The 24,387-nt window shown below is 59.7% G+C and carries 22 protein-coding genes, 1 pseudogene and 1 riboswitch; of the genes and pseudogenes, 13 read left to right on the top strand and 10 right to left on the bottom strand.

Going from position 1 to position 24,387, the window contains the following annotated elements; translation table 11 throughout:
* Positions 1–24: 24 nt before the first annotated feature.
* Positions 25–312, top strand: a complete 288-nt coding sequence (locus JUI81_RS29230; RefSeq protein ID WP_018929588.1) for a PA4642 family protein — start codon at positions 25–27, stop codon at positions 310–312.
* A gap of 66 nt (positions 313–378) precedes the next feature.
* Here JUI81_RS29230 and mqo read toward each other — a convergent pair whose 3' ends face one another.
* Together mqo and JUI81_RS29220 are read right to left on the bottom strand one after the other, a co-directional pair.
* Complete coding sequence (gene mqo / locus JUI81_RS29225; protein WP_204125522.1) at positions 379–1,887, bottom strand: malate dehydrogenase (quinone); 1,509 nt, start codon at positions 1,885–1,887, stop codon at positions 379–381.
* A 741-nt stretch (positions 1,888–2,628) separates the two neighbouring features.
* A complete protein-coding gene (locus JUI81_RS29220; RefSeq protein ID WP_028939858.1) occupies positions 2,629–2,862 on the bottom strand; it encodes a hypothetical protein in 234 nt (77 codons plus the stop codon).
* Between the two features lie 185 nt (positions 2,863–3,047).
* Here JUI81_RS29220 and JUI81_RS29215 point away from each other — a divergent pair, with 185 nt between their 5' ends.
* On the top strand, positions 3,048–3,632 hold the full coding sequence (locus tag JUI81_RS29215; protein ID WP_007939787.1) for a YajG family lipoprotein: 585 nt from the start codon (positions 3,048–3,050) through the stop codon (positions 3,630–3,632).
* 78 nt (positions 3,633–3,710) lie between these two features.
* Here JUI81_RS29215 and JUI81_RS29210 read toward each other — a convergent pair whose 3' ends face one another.
* Positions 3,711–3,917 carry a hypothetical protein gene (locus JUI81_RS29210; protein ID WP_018929592.1) on the bottom strand — a complete coding sequence of 69 codons (207 nt, stop codon included), beginning with the start codon at positions 3,915–3,917 and terminating at the stop codon, positions 3,711–3,713.
* A gap of 194 nt (positions 3,918–4,111) precedes the next feature.
* Between JUI81_RS29210 and JUI81_RS29205 the strand changes: the two genes are divergently transcribed.
* Positions 4,112–4,390 (top strand): hypothetical protein, encoded by a 279-nt coding sequence (locus tag JUI81_RS29205; RefSeq protein ID WP_007939791.1) that lies wholly within the window; start codon positions 4,112–4,114, stop codon positions 4,388–4,390.
* Positions 4,391–4,569: 179 nt separating this feature from the next.
* Here JUI81_RS29205 and JUI81_RS29200 read toward each other — a convergent pair whose 3' ends face one another.
* A complete protein-coding gene (locus JUI81_RS29200) occupies positions 4,570–5,736 on the bottom strand; it encodes a 1-acyl-sn-glycerol-3-phosphate acyltransferase (protein WP_033047169.1) in 1,167 nt (388 codons plus the stop codon).
* Positions 5,737–5,874: 138 nt separating this feature from the next.
* Between JUI81_RS29200 and JUI81_RS29195 the strand changes: the two genes are divergently transcribed.
* From JUI81_RS29195 to JUI81_RS29185, 3 genes are read left to right on the top strand one after another with little or no spacing between them, the layout of a single operon-like run.
* Entirely contained in the window at positions 5,875–6,057 is a 183-nt protein-coding gene (locus JUI81_RS29195) for a CPXCG motif-containing cysteine-rich protein (protein WP_018929594.1), read from the top strand.
* Between the two features lie 12 nt (positions 6,058–6,069).
* Positions 6,070–6,330 (top strand): putative signal transducing protein, encoded by a 261-nt coding sequence (locus JUI81_RS29190; RefSeq protein ID WP_007939795.1) that lies wholly within the window; start codon positions 6,070–6,072, stop codon positions 6,328–6,330.
* A 35-nt stretch (positions 6,331–6,365) separates the two neighbouring features.
* Positions 6,366–6,989 (top strand): SOS response-associated peptidase, encoded by a 624-nt coding sequence (locus JUI81_RS29185; protein WP_007939796.1) that lies wholly within the window; start codon positions 6,366–6,368, stop codon positions 6,987–6,989.
* Between the two features lie 48 nt (positions 6,990–7,037).
* On the opposite strand, the gene JUI81_RS32335 is transcribed toward JUI81_RS29185, so the two are convergent.
* Both JUI81_RS32335 and JUI81_RS32330 read right to left on the bottom strand, forming a co-directional pair.
* Positions 7,038–7,781, bottom strand: a complete 744-nt coding sequence (locus JUI81_RS32335; protein ID WP_371917774.1) for a methyl-accepting chemotaxis protein — start codon at positions 7,779–7,781, stop codon at positions 7,038–7,040.
* A gap of 111 nt (positions 7,782–7,892) precedes the next feature.
* A pseudogene (locus JUI81_RS32330) lies at positions 7,893–8,090 on the bottom strand (HAMP domain-containing protein); the annotation flags it as partial.
* A 1,363-nt stretch (positions 8,091–9,453) separates the two neighbouring features.
* Here JUI81_RS32330 and JUI81_RS29175 point away from each other — a divergent pair.
* Complete coding sequence (locus JUI81_RS29175; RefSeq protein WP_204125521.1) at positions 9,454–10,272, top strand: M48 family metallopeptidase; 819 nt, start codon at positions 9,454–9,456, stop codon at positions 10,270–10,272.
* A gap of 48 nt (positions 10,273–10,320) precedes the next feature.
* On the opposite strand, the gene JUI81_RS29170 is transcribed toward JUI81_RS29175, so the two are convergent.
* The 3 genes from JUI81_RS29170 to JUI81_RS29160 form a co-directional block, all read right to left on the bottom strand.
* Positions 10,321–10,905 (bottom strand): TMEM165/GDT1 family protein, encoded by a 585-nt coding sequence (locus JUI81_RS29170; RefSeq protein WP_026286682.1) that lies wholly within the window; start codon positions 10,903–10,905, stop codon positions 10,321–10,323.
* A 92-nt stretch (positions 10,906–10,997) separates the two neighbouring features.
* A riboswitch (yybP-ykoY riboswitch) is annotated at positions 10,998–11,120 on the bottom strand.
* Between the two features lie 52 nt (positions 11,121–11,172).
* Positions 11,173–12,171, bottom strand: coding sequence for a class I SAM-dependent methyltransferase (locus tag JUI81_RS29165; protein ID WP_019582371.1), 999 nt, complete (start codon positions 12,169–12,171; stop codon positions 11,173–11,175).
* Between the two features lie 33 nt (positions 12,172–12,204).
* Positions 12,205–13,170 (bottom strand): 2-hydroxyacid dehydrogenase, encoded by a 966-nt coding sequence (locus JUI81_RS29160; protein WP_204125520.1) that lies wholly within the window; start codon positions 13,168–13,170, stop codon positions 12,205–12,207.
* A 91-nt stretch (positions 13,171–13,261) separates the two neighbouring features.
* Here JUI81_RS29160 and JUI81_RS29155 point away from each other — a divergent pair, with 91 nt between their 5' ends.
* Complete coding sequence (locus JUI81_RS29155; protein ID WP_019582369.1) at positions 13,262–13,891, top strand: LysE family translocator; 630 nt, start codon at positions 13,262–13,264, stop codon at positions 13,889–13,891.
* Positions 13,892–13,904: 13 nt separating this feature from the next.
* Here JUI81_RS29155 and JUI81_RS29150 read toward each other — a convergent pair whose 3' ends face one another.
* Complete coding sequence (locus JUI81_RS29150) at positions 13,905–14,675, bottom strand: helix-turn-helix domain-containing protein (RefSeq protein ID WP_019582368.1); 771 nt, start codon at positions 14,673–14,675, stop codon at positions 13,905–13,907.
* An 84-nt stretch (positions 14,676–14,759) separates the two neighbouring features.
* On the opposite strand from JUI81_RS29150, the gene JUI81_RS29145 reads away from it, so the two are divergent.
* From JUI81_RS29145 to JUI81_RS29125, 5 genes are all read left to right on the top strand, one after another.
* Positions 14,760–15,944 carry an MFS transporter gene (locus JUI81_RS29145; RefSeq protein ID WP_019582367.1) on the top strand — a complete coding sequence of 395 codons (1,185 nt, stop codon included), beginning with the start codon at positions 14,760–14,762 and terminating at the stop codon, positions 15,942–15,944.
* Positions 15,945–16,091: 147 nt separating this feature from the next.
* Positions 16,092–17,774, top strand: a complete 1,683-nt coding sequence (locus JUI81_RS29140; RefSeq protein ID WP_018929602.1) for a fatty acid--CoA ligase — start codon at positions 16,092–16,094, stop codon at positions 17,772–17,774.
* Between the two features lie 333 nt (positions 17,775–18,107).
* The gene (locus tag JUI81_RS29135; RefSeq protein ID WP_019582366.1) at positions 18,108–19,997 is read left to right on the top strand and encodes a DUF1302 domain-containing protein; all 1,890 of its coding nucleotides are present in this window, start codon (positions 18,108–18,110) and stop codon (positions 19,995–19,997) included.
* Between the two features lie 28 nt (positions 19,998–20,025).
* Positions 20,026–21,390, top strand: a complete 1,365-nt coding sequence (locus tag JUI81_RS29130) for a DUF1329 domain-containing protein (protein WP_018929604.1) — start codon at positions 20,026–20,028, stop codon at positions 21,388–21,390.
* 227 nt (positions 21,391–21,617) lie between these two features.
* Positions 21,618–24,356, top strand: a complete 2,739-nt coding sequence (locus tag JUI81_RS29125) for a LuxR C-terminal-related transcriptional regulator (protein ID WP_204125519.1) — start codon at positions 21,618–21,620, stop codon at positions 24,354–24,356.
* Positions 24,357–24,387: the final 31 nt, after the last annotated feature.

The following is a 24,387-nucleotide window of genomic DNA, read 5'->3' as shown; positions in this document are numbered from 1 at the left end:
AATGTCTGCGAGCTGGAGTCGGCAATGCGTAAAGATAAGAAGCAAGTGATTGGTGACGAGATCGGCGATGCGCAGATCAAACTGTTCCTCGATTTCGAGCCGGTCGACGCCACTTCACCGTCGCTGCACAAACTGATCAAGGCATACCGCGGCCTGCGCATCGATGACTTCGAGCGTTTTCTGACGTTCTTTGTCGAAGCCGGCTACGATCTGGACGGCAAGGATGAGCACGGCAATGACTTCGTGGCCCTGATTCAGGATCAACGTAACGCGGCCGAGTACATCGAGTTGATCGACAAGGCTCGCGGTTAAGATAAAAAGGCACACAAAAAAACGCCCCGCCCTCAATGAGGACGGGGCGTTTTTTATGCGGCTGAATCAAGCGTAGCTTTGGGTTTCGCTGCTTGCTTCAACCAGTTCCAGTGCGACGTTGTTCTGCGCATTGATCTTGCGATACAGCGCAGCGTCGGTTTCCAGGACTTTCTCTCGAGCCGGGAAGATTTCCGCCAGTTTGGCAGCCCACTCGCCCTTGGCCTTGTTCGAGAAGCACTTCTCGATCAGTTCCAGCATGATCGACACGGTCACCGAGGCGCCTGGCGAGGCGCCGAGCAGAGCGGCAAGAGAACCGTCCTTGGCCGCGACCAGTTCGGTACCGAACTGCAGAACGCCGCCTTTCTTCGGGTCTTTCTTGATGATCTGCACCCGTTGGCCGGCCACTTCCAGGCGCCAGTCTTCGGCTTTCGCTTCAGGGTAGAAGCGACGCAGGGATTCCAGGCGCTGCTCCATCGACTGCATCACTTCGCTGACCAGATACTTGGTCAGGTCCATGTTGTTTTTGGCCACGGCCAGCATTGGGCCGATGTTGCCGGCGCGGACCGACATCGGCAGGTCCATGAACGAACCGTGCTTGAGGAACTTGGTGGTGAAGCCGGCATAAGGTCCGAACAGCAGGGACTTCTTGCCATCGACCACTCGGGTGTCCAGGTGCGGCACGGACATCGGTGGCGAACCGACCGCGGCCTGGCTGTAGACCTTGGCCTGGTGGTGTTTGACCACTTCCGGGTTGTCGCAACGCAGCCACTGGCCGCTGATCGGGAAGCCGCCGAAGCCTTTGCTTTCTTCGATGCCCGACGCTTGCAGCAGCGGCAGTGCCGCGCCGCCGGCGCCGAGGAAGACGAATTTGGCGTCGACTTCGCGGGTATTGCCGCTGTTGACGTCCTTGATGCTGACGGTCCAGCCGCCGTTGTTACGCTTCAGGCCGGTGACGCGCTTGCAGTACTTGACCTGGGCATCGGGCGCGCTGGTCAGGTGCTTGAGCAGTTGGTTGGTCAGGGCGCCGAAGTTGACGTCGGTGCCGTTCATCACGCGGGTGGCGGCGAGGACTTCGTCAGCCGGACGGCCCGGCATCATCAGCGGCATCCACTCGGCCATCTTGGCTTTGTCTTCGGTGTATTCCATGTCCGAGAAGGCATGGTGCTTGCTCAGGGTCTTGAAGCGTTCCTTGAGGAAGGACACGCCATTCTCACCCTGCACGAAGCTCAGGTGCGGCACCGGGCTGATGAACGATTTGCACGAACCGAAGGTGCCTTTCTTGGTCAGGTAGGACCAGAACTGCTTCGACACCTCGAACTGGGTGTTGATATGCACGGCTTTCTTGATGTCGACGGTGCCGTCAGCGGCCTGCGGCGTGTAGTTCAGCTCACACAGCCCGGCGTGACCGGTACCGGCGTTGTTCCACGGATTGGAACTTTCCGCGGCACCGGAATCCATCAGCTCGACGACTTCCAGCTTGATCGCGGGGTCGAGCTCTTTAAGCAGTACAGCGAGGGTGGCACTCATGATGCCGGCCCCAACCAGTACTACGTCGACTGCTTCGTTATGCGCCATTTAACGCGTCTCCAAAATCTGCAGCACCAAATTGTCGGCATAGCTGCCAGGAGTGACGGGGCGTGTCAGTGATGCCCCAGGTACCCATGGCCAGGATCGCCATGTCCGAATCTTCGCAATTTTTCGCAACTTCGACGGATGCATGCGGCCTGGCTTCAAGAGTCACATGAACTCATTTCGGCACGCGGCTGGCAATTCGACTTATGGTCGAGACATCCGTTTGTGCAACCAAATCCGTAGCGGACAGGCTTCAGGCTCCGGTGTTCGAGGAGTACTCGGTCCTGTGTCGTTGGGCTGTTGTAGACGCTAATGGTGCATGTTCAGACGCAAAACTATTCATTTGCTCGCCACACTCTTGTGAAGTTGTGAAAACCCGTTTTTTTCACGCTCTTTTGAAGACGTGAACCTCAAAAAAGGGCTGTCCCAGCCTGGCACCGCGCCCGGATGGATTGCCGCCATGGGATGCATGGGCGGCAAAAACGGGCAAACAGCTCAGTGACCGAGCGTAATGACAGCTCTGCAGATTCGCGAAAAGTGGGGGGGGTGCTTGAGAAACAGCAAGCTCGCCAGCTTCACTCGATCTGTGTGGGCGGCTCTCTGTGGGCGGTTCGGGGGTGTCAATACCGAGGCATTAACGATGCTGCGAGGCCCGATCAGGAGACGTCCTTATAATCGGGGGGAGATTGTATCTAAGAAACGCAGGGAAATGGTCGTGTTTAATGACTTTTATTAGGTGTCCGGTCAGGTGGTCAGCAGTTGCTGCGCGCGTGCACGTGGCGGGTGCTGGCTGACACGGGCGCTGGCGGGCAGGGGATGGTGCAGCCAGTTGAGGCGAATTTCTTCGATTTCGACCCAGCCATCGCCCATGGGCTGGAGGCTGCACTGCTTGAAGGCCTGGCAATGGCCATTGTGGTCGAGCAGAGCGAAACTGCGGTGCAGCGGGCGTGGCGCGAACAGGGAGATGAGAAAACGCATGGCAACGTACCTTTTGGGGTGACTGCCATAAAGGTTGCCAGCGGGCGGTGACAAAGGTGTGACAGGAACCGCGCTGCGCCGGGTTTGTCAGAGATTTCAGTAATCGTTGCGCGAAGCTAGTTCGCCGCAGTGGCGCACCGCTATACTGCGGGCATTGTTAGTTGCCTGATTCTGGAGAGAAGAGCATGTTGCAACGCCTGTTGTTCGGTTTGATCACTGTGACCAGTTTGACCCTCGTCGGCTGCGCCCACAGCCCGCAACAACTGAACCCGGAACCCAAGCTGACGGCTCAGTTGGCGCCGATCGGCCATGGTCAGCCGGTGGTGGTGCGTGTGGTGGACGGTCGTCCATCGCCAACCCTGGGGACCCGTGGCGGTCTGTACCCGGAGACCAGTGCGATCACGGTGCAGGGCGCGCAGATTCTGCCGAAGCTGCAGGCTCAGGCTGAGGCGGCCGTGCGGTTGCTGGGCTTCACGCCGACGGCCAATGCGCTCAATGCGCCGCAATTGACGGTGACCCTGGCCGAGCTGAAGTATCAGTCGCCCAAAGAAGGTTTGTATGTGACTGAAGCAACAATTGGCGCGACGTTCCGTTCCGATGTGCAGAATGCCAACCGTCGTTACAGCGGTCGCTACGGCGCGTCGCTGGATCAGCGTTTTGGCATGGCGCCGAATCAGGAAACCAATACCAAGCTGGTCAGTGATGTGCTGAGTGATGCGTTGACCCGCTTGTTCAAGGACCCGACGATTGGTCAGGTGCTTGGCGAGTAACGGTTTGCAGCTTGTTTAAAGAACCCGGTGCCAGCGATGGCGCCGGGTTTTTTGTGCCTGCCGCTCCAGCAAGGGAAATCAAGCCGCTTGCGAATAGAAGTCCAGAACACTCACCCCGGTCAGCAAATCCGTCTCCGGCAAATCCGCATGTTGATGCCCGCCCAACGCGCAATACACCAGCCAATGCCGGTCCTGTACGTTGAAGGCGAGGCTGCCGACTAAGGTTTGTTGTTCGTCGCTTTGGGCAATGAGGTAAAGACGATCCTGGTTTTCGGCGTGGAGCATGACGGGGTCCGTGTCGGTTTCGAAGGGCGACAGACTGGCGGATTCAGATGACGGCGCCGTGACACAGGACAGCTATCGGTCAAATGGTTTCGTTATTTGTCGGAAAGCCGGGGCAGGCCGGTGCGCTTTCGGTAGAATTCGCGCCGCGGTCGTCGGTTGGGCGTCTGCCACACTGGTTCTGCCTGAGGTTTGTGATGTCGCTGCAATTGATTTCGCTCTTTACCGCTCATCCCGCCAAATTGATCAACCTGCTGGCCTTGCTGTTCGCCTGCCCGGGCGGCTGGTTGCTGCATGCCACCCGCCGTCGTGAACAACGCGCGATGGCCAGTATCGAAGCCCAGCGCCAGAGCCGACCCAGCGAAGAGCCGACGCTCGATTGGGCGACCTTGCGCATGAACCGGTTTTTCTATCGCTTCGGTTTTGCCTGCCTTGGGATGGCGCTGCTGGTGTCGTGGGTCAGTACTCGCGTCTAATCGCGACGCGGTAACTTGTGGCGAGGGGGCTTGCCCCCGTTGGGCTGCACAGCAGCCCTGAAATGGCAATCGCTGGTCTTTCTGACATGCCCGCTGCCATCGGTTCTACGACTGCTGCGCAGCCGAACGGGGGCAAGCCCCCTCGCCACAAGGCGCCGTTGTCGTATCCAGCCATTACCCTAAAGAGGTAACCCGGCCTTGACCCGATACTGATTACGCACCGGCATCGCATATTGCAGCACCAGGAACGGACGATGTTCCTCAGGGCAAGCCTCCAGCCGACGCTGCCATTCTTCCTGAGCCTTGGCCAGTTCATCTGCCGCAAACAGCTCGGCCGCTTTCGGCACCTGCAATTGCGGGTCGGCGTCTTTCCACTGCGCATACGCCAGGTAATGCACCGGGAATAACCGGTAACCGCCCAGAATCTGCCTGTCCATTTCGATCGCCAATTGCTTGGTGTCTTCGAACAGTTCGGTGATCGGCGCGGCGAAGTTCACGTGGACCCGGCCTTTGTAGCCGGTAATGCCCTTGGCGATGCTCACGTCATCCTCGCCCGGCGCCTTGGTGTAGGTGCCGGTGGTGGCGCGGATGTACAGCTCGCGGGCCTTGGCCTGGTCGCAGGGGTCGTATTCGTAGCTGATCGACACCGGGGTGAGGTTCAGCGAGCGGATGACTTCGCCGAACGGCTCGTCCTTGCGGCTCATGTGGAACATCTTGAGGATCGCCGACTCGGTGCGGTCGTCGCCGTCCTTGGCCCGGCCTTCAGCCTGAGCAATCCAGATCGAGGCGCAATCGTTGCGGATCGAGTGATTGATGTAGGCCGACAACAATTGATACGCCGCCATTTTCTCGCGTCGACCAGTGATCGAACGGTGCACGATGAAGCTCTTGTTCAGGCGCATCAGGTCGCTGACAAAAGGCTTCTGCAGCAGGTTGTCGCCAATGGCGATGCGTGGGGTCGGCAGGCCGGCGTGGTACACGGCGTAGTTGACGAAGGCCGGGTCCATCACGATGTCGCGGTGGTTGGCGATGAACAGGTAGGCACTGCCGGACTTGAATTGCTCCACGCCGGTGTAGGTCACCCCGTCCGTGGCGCGCTCGATGGTGTGGTCGACGTAAAACTCGACTTTGTCCTGCAACGTGGCCACCGACGTGACGTCGGCGAACTCACGGCGCAGCCGATGCGCTATAAGAGGTTTGAGCATCCAGCCGAAGGCACCGGCAAAGCGCGGGAAGCGGAAGTGGGTGAGGATATCTAGAAACGCCTTGTCGCCGAGCAGCCGTGCCAGCACCGCTGGGACTTCGCTGTCGTCGTAAGGTCGGATGGCATCGAATTCGCCCATCATGCTCTCTTGTTAGAAACGGCTAGGGTAAGTAAAGGTATTGATCGAAAACCAACGGGGCATGGTCTGAAAGGTAGTCAGACGAAAATAGCCCTGCAAATAGACCGGCGATTATACGCACAAGTCACCTGGGAGACCGCGATGCTGGAAACTGCGCAGTATGAATGTCCGTATTGCGGTGAAGAAGTCGAGGCTGTTCTGGATTTGTCTGGCGGTGATCAGACCTATATCGAGGATTGTCCGGTGTGTTGTCGTCCCATTACCTTTGTCTTGCAGGTTCACGGCGAGGAATGGCACCTCGACGTCTACAGCGAAAACGAATGAAGGGGGTCACCCATGCAGCGTATCTATGAGCCGGAAAATCTGATGGAAGGCGAATTGCTGCTAAGTATGCTGGCCAGTGAAGGTATCGAGGCGCATCTGGTGGGCCGGGATTTGATCGGCGGTACCGGGGAATTGCCGATATTCGGCCTGCTGGGTGTATCGGTCGATAACGACCAGGCGCAATACGCGCGGGAACTGATCGCCGCGTACAATGCCGCGCTGCCGCTGTCCGGCGATGAACCGGACAGCTTTCCCGGCACGCTGGTCTGTTAGGCTGACGTTCGTTTGATCAAGAGTCGTATTGCCCCATGTGTGGACGTTATGCCCTGTTTCGCTGGAACCCCGCCTTCGCAGCCCTGCCCGGATTTCCCGCCGATCAGCAGGCCCAGTGGAATATTTCTCCCAACGATTCGGTGTTGATGCTGCGTGCCGGTGCAGATGGGCAGCGTGAGTTGGCCCGCGCCCGCTGGGGCCTGACGCCGCCGTGGCTGACCGACCTGTCCCGCACGCCGGCCCATGCCCGTGCCGAAACCGTTGCCGAACAGCCGATGTTTCGCGAAGCCTTGCGCCTGCGCCGTTGTCTGCTGCCGGCCAATGGTTTTTACGAGTGGCGCGGCACTACGCGCAAACGTCCGTACTGGCTGACGCCGGGGGAGGGCTCGACGCTGTACTTCGCAGCGATCTGGGAGGCGTATCCAGTGCAAGAGCAGGTATGGCTGAGTACGGCGGTGATCACCCAACCTGCTTCGAGTCAGCGTCGGCCGTTGATTCTCGATGCGGCGGGGCAGGAAGCCTGGCTCAATCCTGAAACCCCGCTACATGCCTTGCAAGCGCTGCTGGCCAGCGAACCCGCGGCGCTGCGCGAGCGGGTGCTGGCGAACATGGTGAATGATCCGAAGCTCAATGGGCCGGAGTGTTTGACCCCGGGCTGAGCGCGTAATGATCATTCCCACGCGGAGCGTGGGAACGATCATTGAACCCTAAACCTTGAACTGATTGATCAACCGGCGCTGCTGTTCCGCCAACTTGGTCAAATCCGCACTCGCTGCGCTCGATTCATCCGCACCACCAGCCACTTCATTGGCTACTTGCCCGATGTTGATCACGTTGCGGTTGATGTCGTCGGCCACCGCGCTCTGTTCCTCGGCGGCGCTGGCGATCTGGGTGTTCATGTCGTTGATCACCGACACCGCTTGCGTAATGGTTTCCAGTGCTTGGGCCGCTTTCGCCGCGTGCTGCACGCTTTCGTCGGTGCGGTTCTGACTGTCTTCCATGACCCGCACCACATCGCGGGTGCCTTGCTGCAGTTGCTGGATCATGGTCTGGATTTCTTCCGTGGCCTTCTGGGTTTTCTGCGCCAGGTTGCGTACTTCATCGGCCACCACCGCGAAACCCCGGCCCTGCTCACCGGCCCGCGCCGCTTCGATGGCCGCATTCAAGGCCAGCAGGTTGGTCTGCTCGGCGATGCCGCGAATGGCCGTCAGGATCGCATTGATGTTTTCGCTGTCCTTGGCCAGGGTCTGCACCACGCCGACGGCTTTGCCGATTTCGATGGCCAACACACCAATCGAATTCGACGTATCCCGAACGATTTGCATGCCTTGCGCCGCCGCCTGATCTGCATGACTGGCAGCTTGCGCGGCCTGGGTGGCGTTGCGCGCCACGTCCTGGGCGGTGGCGGTCATTTCGTGTACGGCGGTGGCGACCTGATCGATCTCGGCCATTTGTTTGTGCACACCGATGTTGGTGCGAATGGCAATGTCGGCGGTGTGTTCCGACGAATCGCTGACGCTCTGCACCGATGTCACCACTTGAGTAATCATCGCCTGCAACTTGGCCAGGAAGGTGTTGAAGCCCTTGGCGATCGAGCCCAGTTCGTCGCTGCGGTCGCTGGTCAGACGGCGGGTCAGGTCGCCTTCGCCCTGGGCGATGTCATCGAGCATGGTCACCATCTGCTTCAGCGGCCGGGCAATGCCGTGGCCCACCAGCCAGATCACCAACAAACCAATGCCGGCGATCAGCAAGCCGACCATGGCCATGCCAAAGGTGTCGGACTTGCGCTGTGCGTCCAGGTCACCCTGAAGTTTTTGCAGGTCGGCCATCACCGCGTTCAGCGGCAGTTGCAGCATCAAGGTCCAGCGGGCGTCGGTCTGGCCGATGCCGAAGGGCAGGTACAACTCGATCCGGCCCTGGGCCTTGTCGACGGTGTAAGTCACTTCGCCGCGCTTGAGATTGGCCATGTTGGCAATCTGCTTGCTGTCGAGGATGTCGCTGACTTTTTCGCCGAATTTGCTCGGGTCTTTGGTGTAGGCGACGATTCGGCCGTTACCGCCGATCAGGGCCATTTCCCCGGCGCCGCTGTACAGTTTCTGATTCGCCCCCAGCAGCATTTCCTGGATGAAGTTCACCGACAGATCGGCGCCGACGATGCCCTGGAACGCGCCGTTGAGCATGATCGGTTCAATGAAGGAGGCGAGCATGACGATCTTGTCGCCAACCTTATACGGCGCCGGATCGATCACGCAGGATTTTTTGGTTTCCTTGGAGCACAGGTAGTACTCGCTGGCGCGCACACCGGTGGACAAGGTTTTCTGGTCGTCGACGTCGACCAGTTTGTCCAGGCCCAGGCTGCCGTCTTCGTTACGGAACCACCACGGCAGGAAGCGCCCGTTACTGGCGTCGATGCCGACTACTTTGGTGTCGACGTAGGCCGCATCGTTGTGGTCGAGGGCGTTTTTTTCCCACCCAATATAGGTGCCGAGAATTTTCGGGTTCCGGGCGACGTTTTCCTTGATCAGGCTGATCAATTGCTCACGGCTCAGGCTCAGTTGCGGCTGGCCGTCGGCGCCCGGTGTGCCGATCAATGCGTTGACCCGCACCAGACCGCCGGCAATCAGCAGCGGCGCTTCGAGTTCGCGCTGGATCTGGCTGACCTGGGTTTGCGCCAGCGACGTCAGGCGCTGTTCGATGACTTGCTCGAACTGCGCCTGAGTCCGTTGCTGGACCATGTCTTGGGTCCGGGCGCCGGAAAACAGCGCGTACAGCACCAGGGCTGCGACAACGCTGAGCACAATGGCGCCGGCCAGGGCGGCAACGGAAAACTGGATCGACTTGAATTTCATGGGTGCTCCGCACGCAAGAGGACGTCTGCAGAGCTGTATCGGCACTGGGGCGGTGGGGCATGAGCCAGGTGTAACGAATTGGCTGTTTTAGAGTGCTGGATGTCGTAAATGAATCATTGCTGGCCGTGATCAGCCGCGGCGGACGCTGTTGTGTGAATTTTTTCCTACGGTAATCGGGGCTTTGTCTGAAATGTACGTGCTACACGTCCGTTGTATCTGGCGCCGATACAAATCCCCACCTAGGATACGCGGCATGTTTCCAGGGAGCTTCTTGATGAGTAAGACATTGGTTTTGTGTGCACTGAGTGCAAGTCTGCTGCTTGCCGGTTGTCAGTCGGTCAACACCACCAGCGGTGGCGCCGTGGGCGTTGAGCGCACGCAATACATGTTCAGTATGTTGTCGACCTCCGAGGTCAACCAGATGTACGCCCAGTCTTATCAACAGACCATCGGGGAGGCGAGCACCAAAGGCGTGCTGGATAAATCCAGTAACAATGCGAAGCGAGTCCAGGCGATCTCCAATCGCCTGATTGCCCAGGCACCCGTGTTTCGTCCGGATTCGGCCCAGTGGCAATGGGAAGTGAACCTGATCAAGAGCGACGAGCTGAATGCCTCCTGCGGGCCTGGCGGCAAGATCATTTTCTACAGCGGGCTGATCGACACCCTGCAACTCACTGATGACGAAATCGCCGCCATCATTGGCCATGAAATCGCTCACGCCTTGCGCGAGCACAGCCGTGAAGCGATGTCCAGGGCTTACGGTCTCGAAATGGCCAAGCAGGGCGCCGGTGCGTTGCTCGGTCTGGGGCAGGACAGCCTGGCCCTGGCAGACACCGTGGCCAAATACGGCATGACCTTGCCCAACAGTCGCGAGAACGAAAACGAAGCTGACTTGATCGGCCTCGAGCTGGCCGCCCGCGCCGGTTACAACCCGAACTCTGCGATCACCCTGTGGAACAAAATGAGCAAAGCCTCGGAAGGCGCGCCGCCAGAGTTCTTGAGCACTCACCCGGCGTCGGCCAGTCGGATTGCGTCGTTGCAGGCGGCGATTCCGAAAGTCATGCCGTTGTACGAGAGAGCCAGGAAATCCTGAGTAAGTGATCGTTCCCACGCAGAGCGTGGGAATGATCGGGTTGTCGTCTCAAACCCAGCCACTGCTCTGCATCGCCTTGTACACCGCGACGATCGCCAGGATGAAGAATGCCGACGCCGCCAGGCGACGGATCAAAGTCAGCGGCAGTTTTTCCGCCGCAAAGTTACCCGCCAGTACCACCGGCACGTTGGCAATCAACATCCCGGCGGTGGTGCCGAGGATCACCAGCCACAGATCCGGGTATTGCGCGGCGAGCATCACGGTCGCGACCTGAGTCTTGTCGCCCATCTCCGCGAGGAAAAACGCAATCAGCGTGGTCAGGAACGGCCCGAACTTGCGGGCGGTGCTGGCTTCGTCTTCGTCCATCTTGTCCGGCACCAGGGTCCACAACGCGGTGGCGGCGAAGCTGGCGGCGAGGATCCAGTGAAGCGTCGCATTCGAGAAGAAACTGCCGAACCAGGCGCCTACCGCACCGGCCGCCGCGTGGTTGGCCAGGGTTGCGGCGACGATGCCGGCGATGATCGGCCAGGGTTTGCGAAAGCGGGCAGCGAGAATGAGCGCGAGCAGCTGCGTCTTGTCGCCGATTTCGGCCAAGGCAACGATTGCGGTGGGAACGAGTAGAGAGTCCAGCATCATCAGGGTTTTCCTAAGGGGCGGGTCGACACGGCTATGACACGTACAGCCTTCCCGCCCCGGGTAAGGTGTTCGTGTCATAGGTCTTGTCAAACCCTGCGATCCGTCTGATGCGGACGCGTGGGTCGCATACGCCATGGTCTGAGGACCAAGTATGTTGACGTATGCCGGACGAGCATGGCGCTCGTGGGAGACTACTCCCCTAGGACGGAGCGGATTCTGCCTAGGCAAATCCGATAGGGCAAGCCCTCTTTTGCAAAAGCGTTTTCAGCCACGCTTGGCCCGGTAGATTCTAAAACCCTGTCCTTCAGCCTTGATCGCACACGCGCCCAAGTGCTCTTCGATCAGCGGCTGATACTTCAGGAAACTGTTTGCTACCAAGCGCAATTCACCGCCGTTTTTCAGATGTTTAGCCGCTTTTCGCAGCAAGTTCTCTGTGGCGAAGTAGTCGGTGTGTACGCCGACATGGAACGGTGGATTACTCAGAATCGCGCTCAAGCCCATGGGCGCTGCGTCGATGCCGTCACCGGTCAGCACTTCCGCTTCCAGACCGTTGGCGGCCAGGGTCAGGCGACTGCTGGCGGCGGCAAACGCGTCGACATCGAGCAGGGTGACCTGGTTGTGCGGATAACGCCGCTTGACCGCTGCCCCCAGCACGCCTGCGCCGCAACCGAAGTCCAGCAAGTGGCCGCTGGGCAGTTTGTCCAGATGCTCCAGCAACAGGGCGCTGCCGCGATCCAGTCGACCATGGCTGAACACGCCCGGCAGGCTGATGACTTTCAACGGCCCTTCGGCTAATGGCAGTTCATAGGTCTGGGCCAGGCTTTCCAGCGATTTGGCTTCTGGCGCATTGGCCACGGTGACCTGCCAGAGCTGGCAATGCCGTGCGCTGTCGAGCTTGCGTGGTTTGCCGAAGGGGTTCAACTGCTTGGCCGCGCCTTCGATGCCGCTGCGTTTTTCGCCGACCAGATACAACTCACGACCGGCCAGACGAGAGGCGAGGGCGTTGAGGATATAGTCGGTCAGGTCCTTGGACTTGGGCAGAAACACCACGGCGCTGTCGAATTCGCGCTCGGGCGCATTCACGCCAAAATGGCTGCGCTCGGCGAAACGGGCGTCCAGTGCTGCTTGATCGCCGGCGTGCCAGCACCAGCCGTGGGCATCGGGCAGGCGACCCAGCAAGTCGTCGGCGGGCAAACCGGCCAGCAGCACCGAACCCTGGAACAACTCGGCCTGACGAAGCAGTACTTCACTGCGCGGATCCATACTCTGCTCCTTGAAAAAAAGTGCCGCAGTTTATCAACTGACGACCCGCAGCGCTTTACCGCTGAAGTAAGCCTGAGCGTTTTCCGTCAACTGGCCAACGATTCGCTGCCGCGCCTCGCGGCTACCCCAGGCGTTGTGCGGGGTGACGATCAGCCGTGGAATGTCCTGGGCCAGCAGCGGATTGCCCGCAGTCGGTGGTTCGACACTCAACACGTCGGTGGCCGCGCCGCCCAAGTGGCCGTTGCGCAGGGCGTCGGCCAATGCTTGTTCGTCGATCAAGCCACCGCGCGCGGTGTTGACCACGAAAGCACCGGGCTTCATCGAGGCCAGTTCACGGGCACCGATGAAGTGTCGGGTGTGTTCGTTGAGCGGGCAATGCAGGGTCAGGGCGTCGATTTGCGGCAGCAGTTCGTCCAGCGGCAAGCGATCCGGGCGGGCAGGGCGGCCCGGAATCTGCCCCAGCAAGACGCGCATGCCGAACGCTTCTGCCAGCCGCGCGACGGCACCGCCCAGTTCACCGTGGCCGAGCAAACCGAGGGTTTTACCTTCGAGTTCGACGATCGGGTAATCCAGCAGGCAGAACTGTTTCGCCTGTTGCCAGCGACCTTCGGCGACAGCTTTTTGATAGTCGCCCAGGCGCGTCGCCAGGTTCAGCAACAACATGATTGTGTGCTGAGCCACCGACGGCGTGCCGTAACCCTGGCAATTGCAAACAGTGATTCCGTGGGCGCGGGCGGCGGCCAGATCGACGTTATTAGTGCCGGTGGCGGTGATCAGGATCAACTTCAACTCGGGGCTGGCCGCCATGGCCGCCGCATCAATCAGGATTTTATTGGTGATGGCGACAGTGGCGCCTTTGAGGCGTTCGATCACCTGCGCAGGCGTGGTCTGGGCGAACAGCTGCAAGTCGCTGAAGCACTCGCGTAGTGGGCTGAGGTCGAGATCGCCGAGGTCCAGGGACGGATGGTCGAGGAAAACGGCGCGGCGAGAGTTCGTCATCAACTGTACCTTTTGTGCGTTGAACTGAAGGCGTAATCTGCCGAGCCTACCAGATGAAACAAGCAGTTACGCTTGGCCAAAAGGAGCCCCCATGTACTGGACAGAATTCTTGACCGTTGCGCTGATTCACCTGCTGGCTGTTGCAAGCCCAGGCCCGGATTTCGCCGTGGTGGTGCGAGAGAGCGTGACTCACGGTCGCCGTGCCGGGACCTGGACGGCGCTGGGCGTTGGCTCGGCGATTTTCCTTCACGTCGGTTATTCGCTGCTGGGGATCGGGCTGATCGTGTCCCAGTCGATCGTGCTGTTTAACGCCTTGAAATGGGCCGCTGCCGCGTACCTGTTGTACATCGGCTACAAGGCCCTGCGCGCGCAACCGGCCAAACCTGCGGCTGACGATCTGCACCAGGAAGCGGGTGAGCGCACCGCGCGGGGCGCCTTCACTGCGGGGTTCGTGACCAATGGCCTGAACCCGAAAGCCACGCTGTTTTTCCTGTCGCTGTTCACCGTGGTGATCAACCCGCACACGCCGCTGGCGGTACAGGCCGGTTACGGGATCTATCTGGCAGCGGCAACGGCGCTCTGGTTTTGCCTGGTGGCGATGTTGTTCAGTCAACAACGCGTGCGCGCCGGTTTCGCCCGCATGGGCCACTGGTTCGACCGGACGATGGGCGCGGTGCTGATCGCCATCGGCGTGAAACTCGCGTTCACCGAGATGCATTGACAGTGCTGAGCGTCTACGGGGGATTGAGTTCGCTCAATTTGTTCAGCGCGTTCAGGTACTCCCGAGGGTTTTCCCCGAGCAAACGGCGAAACATTGCGCTGAACGCCCGAGCACTGCCGTAGCCCAGATCGCGCGCCACGCTCTGCACGCTTTCCCCGGCGAGCAGACGCGGCAGGGCTTCCATCAGGCGCAGTTGCTGGCGCCAGGCATTGAAATTCATCTTCAGTTGCTGCTGGAACAGCCGCGCCAAAGTTCGAGAACTGGCGCCGACCTGCTGTGCCCAGTCTTCCAGGGTGTTGGAGTGCTCCGGTGCGCGCATCAGCGCCAGGCAGATGCCCAGCAGGCGTCGATCTTCGGGCATTGGAATGTGTAGCGGAAGGTTTTCCAGGCTGGCGATTTCTTCCAGCATCAGCCGCTGAATCAATGAGTTTTTCGCGTGTCGCGGACCTTGCACCGCGCGCAGGATCAGCTCGCGCAGCAGCGGCGTGACGGCCAGCACGCAGCACTGTTGCAGCGTTGGCGGCGACAGTTCGGGGGCAATGAACAGCGAACGCATGCGCACCTCGCCCGACATGAAAATTTCATGCGCCACCAATGGTGGAATCCACACGGCTCGGGTTGGTGGAATGACCCAGGCACCTTGCGCAGTGACCACTCGCATGGTGCCGCAAACGGCGTACAGCAACTGTGCTTCGCGGTGTTGATGCAGTTCCTGGTGAGCACCGTCCACGTAATCTCGCGGATAGGCGCTGACCGGCCCGTGCAGGAAATGGCTGATTAACATGTCAGATCCAATGACTTTGTTGTCAGAATTACTCTTTTTCGCCAACTTAGCATAAGCCGCTCACTACAACGTAAGCGTGCCGCGATGAACCAGTCCAGAAATGTCCTCCGCTATATCAACGCAGCTCATGTGATCGATCACATGTTCATGCTGATTTTCCCCGCCGCCGTTCTCGGCATGACCCAGGCCTTCGCGCAGGACTACGCCGCGCTGATCGGCCTATCTCTCGGTGGTTTTATTGCCTTTGGCGCCTGTTCGCTGCCGGCCGGCTGGCTGGGGGATCGCTGGAGCCGACGGAAAATGATGCTGGTGTTTTTTTTCGGCATTGGCGCTTCGGCGATCTTTACCGGCGTGAGCAGCAGCGCACCGATGCTGGTACTCGGCCTGACGCTGATCGGTATTTTCGCCGCGATCTATCACCCGGTGGGCACCGCGATGCTGGTGGCTTACGCGCAGAACCGGGGCCGTGAAATCGGTATCAACGGCATGTGGGGCAACCTTGGCGTGGCGTTTTCGGCGCTGATCACCGGGTTGCTGGTGGCGCAACTCGGCTGGCGTTCGGCGTTCGTTTTGCCTGGCGTGGTGGCGATTGGGCTGGGCATCGGTTTCGCGTTTCAGGTGCGCGAAGAACCGATCCCCAAGCGTGCGCACACACCGCTCAAAGATGCGGCTGGCCAGCGGATTTCCATGGTCATGGTGTTCGGCGTACTGGCCTTGGCCACCGCGACCGGCGGTGTGGTGTTCAACGCCACGACCATGACCTATCCGAAATTGTTTCAGGAACGCCTGCACGATTTGTTTACTTCACCGCAAATCCTTGGCGTCGTAGTCAGCCTGGCGTATGCCTTCGGCGCCGTGGCGCAGTTGAGCATCGGCCGGGTCTTGCATCGTTTCAGTCTGAAATGGCCGTTCATAGTGTTGACGCTGTGCCAGGCGCCACTGTTGTTCGGGTTGGCCTATGTCGACGGCTGGGCCGTGATCGTGCTGGGTGCGGCGTTCATGTTCGTGGTGTTTGGCCAGGTCACGGTGAATGATGCGATGGTCGCCAACTTTGTCGCGCCGCAATGGCAATCCCGAGTCTTCGCGCTGCGTTACTGTTTATCGTTCGGTGCCAGTGCTACCGCGATTCCGCTGATTTCGTTCGTCGAACCGCGCCAAGGTTTTGTAGGCCTTTACCTGATATTGGCGAGTATTGCGGCGTTGACCTTCGTGGCTGCAATGGTTTTCCCCCGGACACCAGCCGAGGCTGCCGTAGGAAAAATGGCGTAACGGCTGACGAACTCTCGCAAATGCTGGCGCAAAGCTAGCATTTGTACGGCTCTGCAAATCATACCTTTGGCTGATTTGGCTGGCGTTCAAGGCCTCTAGAGTGCTTAGCTTTAGCAGCCAAGACTGTGCAGTCAAAAAGGGACTCTTATGTTGCAGACTCGCGTTATTCCTCCAGCCGAGGGCGCTTACCAGTATCCGTTGTTGATTAAACGGCTGCTGATGTCCGGCGCCCGTTACGAAAAAACTCGGGAGATCATCTATCGCGATCAGTTGCGCTACAGCTATCCGACCCTGATCGAGCGGGTCGCACGGCTCGCCAATGTGCTGACAGAAGCCGGCGTGAAGGCCGGGGATACCGTGGCGGTGATGGACTGGGACAGCCATCGCTACCTGGAGTGCATGTTTGCCATCCCGATGATCGGCGCGGTGATCCACACCATCAACGTGCGCCTTTCGCCGGAACAGATTCTCTACACCATGAACCATGCCGAGGACCGCTTCGTGCTGGTCAACAGCGAGTTCGTCGGTTTGTACAAGGCGATTGCCGGGCACCTGACCACGGTGGAGAAAACCCTGCTGCTGACCGATTTACCGGAAAAGACTGCCGAGCTGCCAAACCTTGTCGGCGAGTACGAGCAGTTGCTGGCCGCGGCGAGCCCGCAGTACGACTTCCAGGACTTTGACGAAAACTCGGTGGCCACCACGTTCTACACCACCGGCACCACCGGTAACCCCAAAGGCGTGTATTTCACCCATCGGCAACTGGTGCTGCATACCATGGGTGTGGCGACCATCATGGGCGCCATCGACAGCGTGCGGCTGTTGGGCACCAACGACGTGTACATGCCGATCACCCCGATGTTCCATGTGCATGCCTGGGGCTTGCCGTATGTGGCGACCATGCTCGGGCTCAAGCAGGTTTATCCGGGCCGTTACGACCCCGAGTATCTGGTGGAGCTGTGGCGCAAGGAGAAGGTGAGCTTTTCCCACTGCGTGCCGACCATTCTGCAAATGGTCCTCAATGCCAAGGCGGCGCAAAACGTCGATTTCGGTGGCTGGAAAATCGTCATCGGCGGCAGTGCGCTCAACCATGCGCTGTACGATGCCGCCAAGGCCAAGGGCATCCAATTGACCGCCGCTTATGGCATGTCGGAGACCGGGCCATTGGTATCATGCGCCCACCTCAACGATGAGCTGATGGCCGGCACCGAAGATGAACGCACCACCTACCGGATCAAGGCGGGTGTGCCGGGGCCGTTGGTTGAGGCGGCAATCGTCGACACCGAGGGCAACTTCCTGCCAGCCGATGGCGAAACCCAGGGCGAACTGGTGCTGCGTGCGCCGTGGCTCACCGAGGGGTACTTCAACGAGCCGCAAAAAGGCGCCGAGCTCTGGGCCGGGGGCTGGCTGCACACCGGCGATGTGGCAACCCTGGACAGCATGGGCGTGATCGACATCCGTGACCGGATCAAGGATGTGATCAAGACCGGTGGCGAGTGGATCTCTTCCCTGGACCTGGAAGACTTGATCAGTCGCCACCCTGCGGTACGCGAGGTAGCAGTGGTGGGCATCGCCGATCCACAGTGGGGCGAGCGCCCATTTGCGCTGCTGGTGGTTCGCGAAGGGCATCAGATCGGGGCCAGGGAACTCAAGGAGCACCTCAAGCCGTACGTTGAACAGGGGCACCTGAGCAAGTGGGCTATCCCGAGTCAGATCGCCGTTGTTACTGAAATTCCCAAGACCAGCGTCGGCAAGCTCGACAAGAAGCGTATCCGCGTCGACATCACCGAATGGCAGGCCAACAACAGCACCTTCCTCTCGACGCTTTAAGCGTCATCTGGCGTGCCCAAAAGGGCACGCCAGAGCCACCAAGCAAGCGCTTGGCTTGTGAAATCCGAATTTTCAGCCATCCTTGCCGTGCCGACATGTGTCGGACTGGCGAAAGGACTGTTCCAGAGTGGCCGGCAGCGCAAATCACACTTTAGAGGGATCAAGCACTACTACCTGCTGGCTATAGTCCGCTCAAGGATTTTTAAGAACGGAGCTCACGCAATAAACGGGGCGATGCAACTTTGGAGTGACTTCGGACCGCTTGGCTTCCGGTTACCCACAGCGTTTTTAAAAGTACTAAGCCATAACAATAATGCACATGGAGTAGCGTCGATGACATCAGTAAACCAGTTCTGGCGCCGGGCGAAACTGCCCCTGGCGGTCAGTCTCGCCTCTTCGCTCGCCGGGCCCGCATTCGGCGTCAGTTTCAACGTTGGTGAAATCGAAGGTCAATTCGACTCATCCCTGTCGATCGGAGCCAGTTGGTCTACTCAGAGTCCCAACAAAAACCTGATCGGCGTCAATAACGGGGGCCATGGCCTGTCCCAGACGTCCGATGACGGTCACGCCAACTTCAAGAGTGGCGAAACTTTCTCGAAGATCTTCAAGGGTATTCATGACCTTGAATTGAAATACGGCGACACCGGTGTCTTCGTCCGAGGCAAATACTGGTACGACTTCGAACTCAAGGATGAAAGCCGCGAATTCAAGGACATCAGCGACAGCAACCGCAAGGAAGGCGCCAAATCCTCCGGCGGCGAGATCCTCGACGCCTTCGTCTACCACAACTACTCCATTGCCGATCAGCCGGGTTCCGTGCGTCTGGGCAAGCAGGTTGTGAGTTGGGGTGAAAGTACTTTCATCGGCGGCGGCATCAACTCGATCAACCCGATCGACGTCTCCGCGTTCCGTCGTCCCGGCGCCGAGGTCAAGGAAGGTCTGATCCCGGTCAACATGTTCTACGTGTCCCAGAGCCTCACCGACACCCTGTCGGCCGAAGCCTTCTATCAGCTGGAATGGGACCAGACCGTCGTCGACAACTGCGGCACTTTTTTCTCCCAGCCCGACATCATTGCCGACGGTTGCGACAACAACCTGCGCGTGCTGAACAAGCGTTCGACCATTCCGGCCGCCGCTCTGCCGACATTGACCAGGCTGGGCGTGGACGTCAACGAAGAAGGTGTGCTGGTGCGCCGTGGCGCGGATCGCGATGCGCGGGACAGCGGTCAGTGGGGCGCGTCCCTCAAATACATGTTTGAGCCGCTGGATACCGAGTTCGGCGCCTACTTCATGAACTATCACAGCCGTGCGCCGATTTTCAGCGCCACGGGTGCTCCAGCATCGGCCTATGCACGGGCAGCGGCCTTGCCGGGGGCGCTTCGGGCTCTGGCACCATTGGTGGTCGCGGGTAACTCGAACTACTTCGTCGAGTACCCGGAAGACATCCGCCTCTACGGCTTGAGCTTCTCCACTACCTTGCCTACCGGCACGGCGTGGAGCGGTGAGCTCAGCTATCGTCCGAACGCGCCGGTGCAGCTCAACTCCACCGACATTCTGTTCGCCGGCGTGCGTCCATTGGGCGGCGCCCTGACCAATGCTTCGCTGCTTAATGGTGTGCCGGGTCAGGACTTGCACGGCTATCGCCGCAAGGAAATCACCCAGTTCCAGACCACCCTGACGCACTTCTTCGATCAGGTCATGGGCGCCAGCCGTCTGACCCTGGTGGGCGAACTGGGCGTGACCCATGTCGGTGGCCTGGAAAGCACCTCTGACGTCCGTTATGGCCGTGACCCGGTCTACGGGCCTGGCGAACTGCCGTCCACCGGTGGTCTCGATACCTGCTCGGCGATCCTTAATACCAGCACCATCAACGGTGCCGGCCCAGGTGCCGCTACCAATAACCGCAGCCGCAATTGCAACGACGACGGCTTCACTACGGCCACTTCGTGGGGTTATCGCGCCCGGGCCATTTGGGAATACCCCGACGTATTCGCCGGTGTGAACCTCAAGCCGAACGTGGCCTGGTCCCACGACGTGAGCGGTTACTCGCCAGGCCCTGGCGGCAACTTCGAGGAAGGTCGTAAAGCGGTAAGCCTGGGGCTCGATGCCGAATACCAGAACACCTACACCGCGAGCCTGGCGTACACCAACTTCTTCGACGGCAAGTACACCACCGTAGATGACCGCGACTTCGTTGCGCTCAGCTTCGGCGTGAACTTCTAAGCACAGTATTTTCAGGACGAACACATTTATGAAAATAACAAAGAGTCTGTTCCATGTTGGTGTTCTGGGGCTTTCGCTGCTGGCGACCGCTGTCATGGCGGCGGTCCCTGCGGCCGAAGCGGACAAGCTGGGCAAGAGCCTGACCCCGATGGGGGCCGAGATGGCAGGCAACGCCGACGGCTCGATCCCGGCCTGGAAACCGATGCCAAAAAACGCCGGTAGCGTGGACAGCAAGGGTTTTCTGTCTGATCCGTTCGCGAGTGAAAAACCGCTGTTCACCATCACCGCGCAGAACGTCGACCAGTACAAGGACAAACTCGCGCCGGGCCAGTACGCGATGTTCAAGCGCTACCCGGAAACCTTCAAGATGCCGGTCTACCCGTCCCATCGCGGCGCCACTGTGCCGGATGAGGTGTTTGCCTCCATCAAGAAGAACGCTACCAACACTAATCTGGTGTCCGGTGGCAACGGTCTGGAGAACTTCGAAACCGCGATCCCGTTCCCGATTCCGAAAAGCGGCGTTGAAGTCATCTGGAACCATATCACCCGTTATCGCGGCGGCAGTGTGACCCGCCTGATAACCCAGGCCACGCCGCAGGCGAACGGCTCGTTCAGCCTGGTGTACTTCGAGGACCAGTTCGTGTTCCGCGACAGGATGAAGGATTACGACCCGAAGAACCCAGGCAACATTTTGTTCTACTTCAAGCAGAAAGTGACCGCGCCGGCTCGTCTGGCCGGTGGTGTGCTGCTGGTGCACGAAACCCTCGACCAGGTTAAAGAACCGCGTTCGGCGTGGGTCTACAACGCCGGGCAGCGTCGTGTGCGTCGTGCGCCGCAAGTGTCCTACGACGGGCCGGGTACCGCTGCCGATGGCCTGCGTACCTCCGACAACCTGGACATGTACAACGGTGCGCCGGATCGCTATGACTGGAAGCTCGAAGGCAAGAAAGAGATGTACATCGCCTCCGACAGCTACAAGCTCGATTCGCCACAGCTGAAGTACGCCGACATCATCAAGGCTGGTCACATCAACCAGGACCTGGCTCGCTATGAACTGCGCCGGGTCTGGCATGTGGTCGCGACACTGAAGGAAGGTCAGCGTCACATCTACGCCAAACGTGACTTCTATATCGACGAAGACACCTGGCAAGCGGCAGTGGTCGACCACTACGACGGTCGCGGGCAACTGTGGCGCGTCGCCGAGGCTCACTCCGAGAACTACTACGACAAGCAAGTGCCGTGGTACGCCCTCGAAACCTTGTACGACCTGCAATCGGGCCGCTACCTGGCACTGGGCATGAAGAACGAAGAGAAGTCGGCCTATAACTTCGGCTTCACCGCCAGCACCGCCGACTTCACTCCGGCCGCGTTGCGTCAGGAAGGCGTTCGCTAAAAACGTTGTAACCCGAGGCCGCATCCTCGAAAAAAACGCCCCGACTGGTTCGGGGCTTTTTTTTGGAAGTTCATAAAGAGCGTCGTAGCAGCTGTCCGGTATACCGACATTTTTGGTTGTAGTCTTTTTGTAGTCATTTGTAGCAATAACCTTCAATAGCTCTTCGTTTACCGCTAGGCTGCGGACATCTGTAACGCCGCCATCAGTATTTCAAACAAGAGCCGGCCATGACTGATCTGTCCCCACTTCCGGGTCCTGCAAGCGTTGCCGTCGCGGCACTGGACGGGCGCTTTTTCCGGCCTCCACTGCCTGACGGCCATGTGCTGCGGCCGCGTCTGTGCGAGCGCCTGAGTGCAGGTCTCGGTGGCAGGCTGTTGCTGGTCAGCGCGCCGGCAGGGTTCGGCAAGAGTTCATTGGCGGTGGAGTTTTGTCAGGGGTTGCCGGATCACTGGCGAAGCCTGTGGCTGGGCTTGAGTCTGCGGGACAGTGATCCCGGCCGTTTTCTTGAGCGCCTGCTCGAAGGTCTTCAGGACTACTTTCCACAACTGGGCAGCCAGGCGTTGGGGCTGCTGAAAATGCGCCAACGTCATCAACCGTTCGCCTTTGAAGAATGGCTGGACGGTTTGCTCGATGAACTGACTGTGCACCTCTCACCCAACACGCCGCTGCTGTTGGTACTTGATGACTATCATCTGGCCCAGGGCCCGGTGCTTGATCGTTGTCTGCAGTTTTTCCTCAATCATTTACCCGATGGCTTGTTGGTCATGGTCACCAGTCGGCAGCGTCCGGACTGGCATCTGGCACGCCTGCGGCTGTCGCGGCAACTGCTCGAGTTGCATGAGCAGGATCTTCGGTTGACCCATGATGAAGCCCTGAGCCTGCTTGATCGACACAGCATTTCATTGCGTGGCGAGGCGCTGGAGAATTTGATCCAGCGCAGCGAAGGCTGGGTGGCAGGGCTGCGCTTTTGGCTATTGGCGGCCTCCGAGGTGGGCAGTGAGGGCGCATTGCCCCAATCGTTGTACGGCGGGGAAGGGCTGATTCGCGATTACCTGCTCGAAGAAGTCATCGATTGCCTGCCCGCCGAGGTGCAGTCATTCCTGTACGACACCGCGCCCCAGGAGCGCTTTTGCAGTGAGCTGTGCGACGCTGTGCGCGAAGCCCATGACAGCGCCGAAATCCTGCGTTTCCTGCTGGCGCATCAGGTGTTTCTGGTGCCGTTGGACGAACACGGTCACTGGTATCGCTATCACCACCTTTTTTCCGATCTGTTGCGCAGCCGGCCCACCGCCCAGGCGATGGTGCCGACGGCCAGTTTGCACCTGCGCGCCTGCCGCTGGTTCAACGCCCAAGGGCTACTCGATGAGGCGGTGGAGCAGGCATTGCGCGCCGGGCATCTGGATGTCGCGGCGAATCTGGTGCAAAACCTTTCTGAAGAGCAACTGCTGGCCGAGCAGAACGTCGGCATGTTGCTGCGCTGGAAAATGGACTTGCCCGATAGCCTGTTAATCAGCACGCCACGGCTGATCGTGCTCTACAGCTGGGCATTGGGGCTGGCCTGTCAACTGGACGCCGCCGAGGAGCTGGCCAGTCACCTGAGCCGCTTCCTGCCGGCGCCGTCGGCTACTGCGCAAAAATCCATGCTGGCGCAATGGCTGGCCCTGAGCGGGATCATTGCCCGGGGGCGAGGCGATCGCGAGCTGACCATGCTCTATTGCACCGAAGCGCTGGAAAGCCTGCCGGCCAAACGGTATGGACAGCGACTGATGTGCCTGTCGACCTTGTCCAATCTGGCGATTGCCGATGGCGACTTGTGGCGTGCCCGGGGGTTGAATCGTGATTCGCTGGAGTTGGCACAGCGCGTTGGCAATCCGTTGTTCGAGGCCTTGGCTCATTACGACCGCGCCCGGGTATTGCAGGCGCGAGGGGAGATCCTGCGTTCACTGGATGAAGTCCGTCAGGGGCTGCAACGCCTGCAAGGTTTATCCCCACAACGGCTTTATGCGGTGCGCGCCCGCCTGACCTTGTACGAGGGTTTTTTGCTGGCGCTGCGCTTGCAACCCCAGGCCGCGCGGGCACGTTTACTCGCGGGGTTGGGTGAAGCCAGGGCCTGTCGTGACATCAGTGTACTGATCGGCCACTGTGTTATTGCCCGGCTGGACGGCAGCAGCGGCGAATTTGCAAAAGCCTTCGCCGAACTCGCTGAGGCCGAGCGGCTGATGCACATCTGGGACGTTCCGCCGATTTACTATCTGGCGATGATTACCCTGGTCAAATGCGAGCTGTGGCTAGCCCAGGGGCGCATCGATCTGGCCGAAGCCTGGCTCGCGCGATTGGGCCAGACTTACAACGGCGAGCACCGGGCGGCTCCTCCGGAATTTCATCCGCAATTACCGTTGCACATTGAACTGCAACAGGCGGTGCTGGACGTGATGAAGGGCCAGCCCATGCTCGCCGAAGGGCGCTTGAACGCGCTGCATGAGCACGGTCAGCGCAGTGGTCGGCAGATGCTCAGCGTGATGACGCTGAGTCAGAAAGTCATGCTGTTGCTGGTGAGTGGGCGTGAACCCGAGGCCCGCAAGGCGCTGTCCCAGGCTTTGGAGGCGGCCGCCGGAGGTGTCCTGCAACCGTTTGACCGATTACTGGCTGAGCACGCGGACTGGCTGCGCGGGCAACTTCAACTCTGTGCGCCGACGGCTGTTTCGCAGAGTCTCTTGGAAAAGCTTCCGGTCATGGCTTCCCGTTCGGTGGTGGAGTCATCGCCAGTCGCCGAACAACTCAGTACACGTGAGTTGGCCGTTCTGCGACTGATCGCACTGGGGTGTTCGAATCAGGAAATCAGTGAGCAGTTGTTCATTTCGCTGCATACGGTGAAGACACATGCCAGTCATATCAACAGTAAGCTTGGGGTAGAACGCAGGACCCAAGCTGTGGCAAGGGCTAAAGAGTTGGGGGTGTTGGGGTAGCGCATTTTTACGACGCAAATAGGTGTAAATG

The organism is Pseudomonas sp. 008, from assembly GCF_016861935.1.
Lineage (GTDB): Bacteria > Pseudomonadota > Gammaproteobacteria > Pseudomonadales > Pseudomonadaceae > Aquipseudomonas.
The sequence above is the reverse complement of the archived record's forward strand: the minus strand, read 5'-3'. Positions and strand labels throughout refer to the sequence as shown.

Bases quoted from the DNA above. Each gene is read 5' to 3' on its own strand.
- JUI81_RS29195 (WP_018929594.1), top strand. From the start codon at position 5,875: ATGCTGGAAACTGCGCAGTATGAATGTCCGTATTGCGGTGAAGAAGTC.
- JUI81_RS29230 (WP_018929588.1), top strand. From the start codon at position 25: ATGCGTAAAGATAAGAAGCAAGTGATTGGTGACGAGATCGGCGATGCG.
- JUI81_RS29220 (WP_028939858.1), bottom strand. From the start codon at position 2,862: ATGCGTTTTCTCATCTCCCTGTTCGCGCCACGCCCGCTGCACCGCAGT.
- JUI81_RS29190 (WP_007939795.1), top strand. From the start codon at position 6,070: ATGCAGCGTATCTATGAGCCGGAAAATCTGATGGAAGGCGAATTGCTG.
- JUI81_RS29200 (WP_033047169.1), bottom strand. From the start codon at position 5,736: ATGATGGGCGAATTCGATGCCATCCGACCTTACGACGACAGCGAAGTC.
- JUI81_RS29145 (WP_019582367.1), top strand. From the start codon at position 14,760: ATGAACCAGTCCAGAAATGTCCTCCGCTATATCAACGCAGCTCATGTG.
- JUI81_RS29210 (WP_018929592.1), bottom strand. From the start codon at position 3,917: ATGCTCCACGCCGAAAACCAGGATCGTCTTTACCTCATTGCCCAAAGC.
- JUI81_RS29150 (WP_019582368.1), bottom strand. From the start codon at position 14,675: ATGTTAATCAGCCATTTCCTGCACGGGCCGGTCAGCGCCTATCCGCGA.
- JUI81_RS29135 (WP_019582366.1), top strand. From the start codon at position 18,108: ATGACATCAGTAAACCAGTTCTGGCGCCGGGCGAAACTGCCCCTGGCG.
- JUI81_RS29185 (WP_007939796.1), top strand. From the start codon at position 6,366: ATGTGTGGACGTTATGCCCTGTTTCGCTGGAACCCCGCCTTCGCAGCC.
- mqo (WP_204125522.1), bottom strand. From the start codon at position 1,887: ATGGCGCATAACGAAGCAGTCGACGTAGTACTGGTTGGGGCCGGCATC.
- JUI81_RS32335 (WP_371917774.1), bottom strand. From the start codon at position 7,781: ATGGCCGAGATCGATCAGGTCGCCACCGCCGTACACGAAATGACCGCC.
- JUI81_RS29165 (WP_019582371.1), bottom strand. From the start codon at position 12,171: ATGGATCCGCGCAGTGAAGTACTGCTTCGTCAGGCCGAGTTGTTCCAG.
- JUI81_RS29140 (WP_018929602.1), top strand. From the start codon at position 16,092: ATGTTGCAGACTCGCGTTATTCCTCCAGCCGAGGGCGCTTACCAGTAT.
- JUI81_RS29205 (WP_007939791.1), top strand. From the start codon at position 4,112: ATGTCGCTGCAATTGATTTCGCTCTTTACCGCTCATCCCGCCAAATTG.
- JUI81_RS29125 (WP_204125519.1), top strand. From the start codon at position 21,618: ATGACTGATCTGTCCCCACTTCCGGGTCCTGCAAGCGTTGCCGTCGCG.
- JUI81_RS29170 (WP_026286682.1), bottom strand. From the start codon at position 10,905: ATGCTGGACTCTCTACTCGTTCCCACCGCAATCGTTGCCTTGGCCGAA.
- JUI81_RS29155 (WP_019582369.1), top strand. From the start codon at position 13,262: ATGTACTGGACAGAATTCTTGACCGTTGCGCTGATTCACCTGCTGGCT.
- JUI81_RS29175 (WP_204125521.1), top strand. From the start codon at position 9,454: ATGAGTAAGACATTGGTTTTGTGTGCACTGAGTGCAAGTCTGCTGCTT.
- JUI81_RS29130 (WP_018929604.1), top strand. From the start codon at position 20,026: ATGAAAATAACAAAGAGTCTGTTCCATGTTGGTGTTCTGGGGCTTTCG.
- JUI81_RS29215 (WP_007939787.1), top strand. From the start codon at position 3,048: ATGTTGCAACGCCTGTTGTTCGGTTTGATCACTGTGACCAGTTTGACC.
- JUI81_RS29160 (WP_204125520.1), bottom strand. From the start codon at position 13,170: ATGACGAACTCTCGCCGCGCCGTTTTCCTCGACCATCCGTCCCTGGAC.